The organism is Calothrix rhizosoleniae SC01 (assembly GCF_900185595.1).
Taxonomy (GTDB): domain Bacteria; phylum Cyanobacteriota; class Cyanobacteriia; order Cyanobacteriales; family Nostocaceae; genus Calothrix_A; species Calothrix_A rhizosoleniae.
Genome location: NZ_FYBH01000143.1, coordinates 1 through 4,606 on the forward strand (window position 1 = coordinate 1; position 4,606 = coordinate 4,606).

The 4,606-nt window shown below is 40.0% G+C and carries 2 protein-coding genes; both read left to right on the forward strand.

Annotated elements, in window-relative coordinates; translation table 11 throughout:
- Positions 1–2,751: peptidase domain-containing ABC transporter (locus CALSC_RS08695; protein WP_143288198.1), on the forward strand; the 2,751-nt coding region annotated here is incomplete at its 5' end.
- Positions 2,752–2,979: 228 nt separating this feature from the next.
- Entirely contained in the window at positions 2,980–4,458 is a 1,479-nt protein-coding gene (locus CALSC_RS08700; protein WP_088240973.1) for an HlyD family efflux transporter periplasmic adaptor subunit, read from the forward strand.
- Positions 4,459–4,606: the final 148 nt, after the last annotated feature.

Consider the following 4,606-nt stretch of genomic DNA (forward strand, 5'->3'; position numbering starts at 1 on the left):
ACTGCTAGAGCATCAGCTAATTTAAAGGTTTGCTATTTACCTGCAGATAAGCTACAAGCTTTGATGGATAAGTATCCTCAAATCCGCGATCGCTTATGGCAACAGGCGCAAATGTGGGATGTGTTACTTTTATGTCATCAACAATTACCCCTACCTCGTAATACCACGGGAATAGGGATTTTCCAGGGTTTATCCCTATTTGAACAGCACCATCTCCATCCTGGAAGCCTAGCAACAGAATCACTTGACAATTCTCGATTATGGTTGTTGCAAAAAGGAGAGTTGGTTGATCAAAATGGTAAATCCTTAATTGCTGGTAGTGTTCATGTCTCCACAGAAGCTATTGATTGTCAATCTTGGCGGGTAGTCCAACCTACGGTAATTTATATCCTCAAATCCGCGAACTGGTTAATGGCATTGCAACATTGGTCAGAATTAGCAGATTTGGTTAATTCTGATATTGGTGCTGGGGATAATTTGCAGACTCCTGTGATTGATGGCAGAGATACAAGTAATACTTCTGTATCCGAATCTTTACCATTACCAGAAAAACAGCCTTCCCTCTTTCCCCGTCCTCAAGTCAGCATCCAGAAATTGTGGGGACGAATTAGTAAACGTTACCCTTTCTTTGAACAGCAAAGTACGGCAGATTGTGGAGTAACTTGTTTGTTAATGGTGGCTCAATATTGGGGTAAACGCTTGAGTATCAATCGACTGCGGGAAATGTCAAACACTAACCGCAGTGGAGCATCCATGCAAGCCTTGGCGACTACCGCCGAAACCATTGGTTTTGCTACCCGACCTGTGAGAGCCAGTTTTGATAAGTTAGCTCAACAATCCTTACCAGTCATAGCTCATTGGCAAGGGAATCACTACATTGTTGTTTATGAAATTACCAAGAAACGAGTAATTGTGGCCGATCCGGCTGTGGGTTTATGTCACCTCAGCCATGAAGAATTTACAGCTGGATGGACTGGATATGCTTTGTTATTGCAACCTACACCTGTATTAGCAGCTAACCAGGAATTAACTACACCATTATGGCAATTTATCGAGTTAGTTAAACCCCATTACCTAGTATTACTAGAAATTTTCTTTGCTAGTGTATTTATTCAAATCTTTGGATTAATTACTCCCTTATTCACCCAGTTATTATTAGACCGAGTCATCGTTCAAGGAAGCACCCTGACTTTAACTGCTGTGGGTTTGGGAATGCTCATCTTTGGTCTGTTTCGCGTCGCAATGAACGGACTGCGGCAATATCTACTAGATCATACAGCCAACCGCATTGGTGTAGCTTTGATAGTTGGTTTTATCAAACATACATTCCGTTTACCCCTAGCATACTTCGAGTCCCGTTACGTAGGGGATATTGTCTCCCGCGTCCAAGAAAACCAGAAAATTCAGCGTTTTCTTACCGGCGAAGCCCTATCCATCATCCTCGATTTACTAACAGTATTTATTTATCTGGGGTTAATGTTTTGGTATAGCTGGCAAATGGCATTATTATCCCTGCTGATTGTACCGCCATTTTTCTTTCTGGCGTTAATCGCAACACCTTTACTGCGGCGCATTTCCAAAGAAGTATTTAATGCCCTAGCCAACGAGAATAGTTATTTAATCCAAACCCTAACCGGGATTCGTTCCATCCGTTCTATGGCGATTGAGCAGACAGTGCGCTGGCGTTGGGAAGAACGGTTAAACCAGTTGATTAAAAAAACTTTTACTGCTCAAGTGGTTGGTAACCAGTTACAAGTTTTGAGTAGCACCATTGAATCTGTGTTAACTACCTGTTTATTGTGGTTTGGGGCATGGTTGGTGATTCAAAATCAACTTACCATTGGACAGTTGGTTGCTTTCAATATGCTATTGGGTAACGTCATTAGTCCCTTTCAACGGTTAACTGTATTGTGGAATCAACTCCAGGAAGTCACCGTAGCTGCGGAACGAATTAATGATGTCTTAGAAGCAGAACCAGAGGAAGACTTACACCAGCAAACCCGCCAGAATTTAACCCAATTGAGGGGACACATTCGCTTTGAAAAAGTGACTTTTCGCTACCATGCAGAAAATGAGATGAACGTATTGGAAAATCTCAGCTTTGAAATTTTGCCAGAGCAGACGGTAGCCGTGGTAGGACGCAGTGGTTCTGGTAAAACTACCCTATCTAAACTAATTTTAGGTTTATATCCGCCCACAGAAGGTAAAATCTATATAGATGGACAAGATGTCACGGGAATCTCTTTGCGATCGCTCCGGCAAAAAATTGGAGTAGTAGACCAAGACACCTTTTTATTTGGTGGAACCATTGGGGAAAATATCTGCATTGCTTGTCCAGAAGTTGAAACTCAAGAACTTATTACTGCTGCTAGGTTAGCGGGTGCAGACGAATTTATTCAGCAACTACCTATGGGTTATGAAACCCAAATCGGTGAAGGTGGGGGAATGCTTTCCGGGGGACAACGGCAACGTTTAGCGATCGCTAGGGCTTTATTAGGAAATCCTCGTTTATTAATTTTCGACGAAGCTACAAGCCATTTAGATGCGGAATCAGAGCGTATTATTCAGAACAACCTCAAGCAAATTTTGCAAGGGCGTACCAGTGTAATTATTGCCCATCGTTTATCCACTGTCCGCCATGCAGATTTAATTTTGGTGTTGGATCGCGGTGTGTTAATTGAGAGTGGTTCCCATGATCAATTAATTGCTCAAAGGGGTCATTATTTCTATCTCAATCAGCAACAAATGTGAGAACAGAAGTAATATCTTTTGTCTAACTCCAGTTCCCCAATAACCAATAATTACTTGATGGTGCAAACTGCGAAGCGGCAAGTTAGTCATTCATGGACAATATTTTGTCTACAACCAAACATGAAAACACCTCTGATCGACTCCCGATTCCCGACTCCCCATTCCCTATTTTCTAGCTAGTACTTGCCAAATTTATCTTGTCAAATCAATCCAAAATCCCAAATTTTTATGACAAATGCCACAAACAATAAACATCAACATCCTCATTTAATAGAGGAGAAAGATTGGTCCTATGGGACTGAGGAATTATTAGATGCATTACCTCAGCGTTGGACTCGTTCTATACTGTATTTTTTAGTAGGATTTACAGCGATCGCTTTACCTTGGGCGATGTTTTCCCAAGTTGATGAAACTGGTAGCGCCAGGGGAAGATTGGAACCTAAAAGTTCAACCCATAGGTTAGATGCTGTTGTTGGTGGCAAAATAATTAATGTTGCAGTTAAAGAAGGGGAAAGTGTTCAAGAGGGACAATTACTAGTAGAAATTGATTCTCAGGTTCTGCGTACAGATTTACAAAAAGCTCACAAAAAGTTAGAAGGCTTACTCAATCGCATTAATCAATTACAGTTAGCCAAAAACCAAATTATTTTAGCTCTTCAAGTCCAAGAACAGCAAAATCGGGCTCAAGAATTAGCAAAAATTGCCCAAATAAATCAAGCGAATCAAAACTTATATACCAAAAGTAGCAACTATAAATTACAAAAATGGGAAAAATTAGCTCAAGTCGAACAAGCTAAACAGAAGATATATTCTAGCCAAGCAGAATATCAATTAGCTAGAAGTAATTGGCGTAGGGATTTAATGGAAATTAAACGCTACCATTCATTATGGGAACAAGGAGCGATCGCTCAAACTAAAGTGGTTGAATTGCAAAAATTAGCCGCAGCCAGCCAAAAATTAAAATTACAAGCAGCATCCAAGATTAAGCAAGCCAAGCTTGGTTTTCAAGAACAAAAAAATCGTTATCAGGCAATGATGAGTCAAGCTCAGTCTGATATTCAACAAGCAAAATTCACCTTAGGAGAACAGCAAAATACCTATAACAGTATCGTCAATTCTGGGAAGCTAGCTTTGCTGAGAAGTCAGACACAATTAAAAGAACTACAAAGGCAAATTGCTACTCAAAAATCAGCAGCTATCCAAACTAAAAGTCAGATTAAGGCTTTAGGTATTCAACTACAGCAAAGACTTGTACGTTCACCTATTGATGGTACTATTTTTACTTTTCCCATTACTCAACCGGGTGTAGTTGTTCAATCTGGGCAAACTATAGCTAAAATTGCCCCCCAAGGTAGTGAGTTAATTCTCAATGCTGAAATGGCTAGCCAAAATAGTGGTTTTTTACGGATAGGAATGCCAGTCAAAATTAAATTTGATGCCTATCCTTTCCAAGATTATGGAGTAATTCCAGGGAAGGTTATTTGGATTTCACCAGACTCTAAAACTAAAGAAATTAGTCAAGGGCAAGTAGAAACTTTTCAGTTAAAAATCAGCCTCCAACATTCCTATATTCAAAATCATCACAAACCCATATTACTTTCACCAGGACAAACAGCAAATGCAGAGGTAATTATTCGCCAACGCCGAGTTATTGATTTTATTTTAGATCCATTTAAAAAGTTACAAAAAGGAGGACTTAATTTGTAGCTTATATAGCATTTCCTACTCTGGTGAAGTACACATCAAAACCTCACCCTGATAAAGCATAGCTTTATCAGGGTGAGGTTAATCCGCACCTCACTAGGCTGAGAAACGCTATAATTCACTGGAACAGATTAAATACAAATTGATTAAG

Bases quoted from the DNA above. Each gene is read 5' to 3' on its own strand.
- CALSC_RS08700 (WP_088240973.1), top strand. From the start codon at position 2,980: ATGACAAATGCCACAAACAATAAACATCAACATCCTCATTTAATAGAG.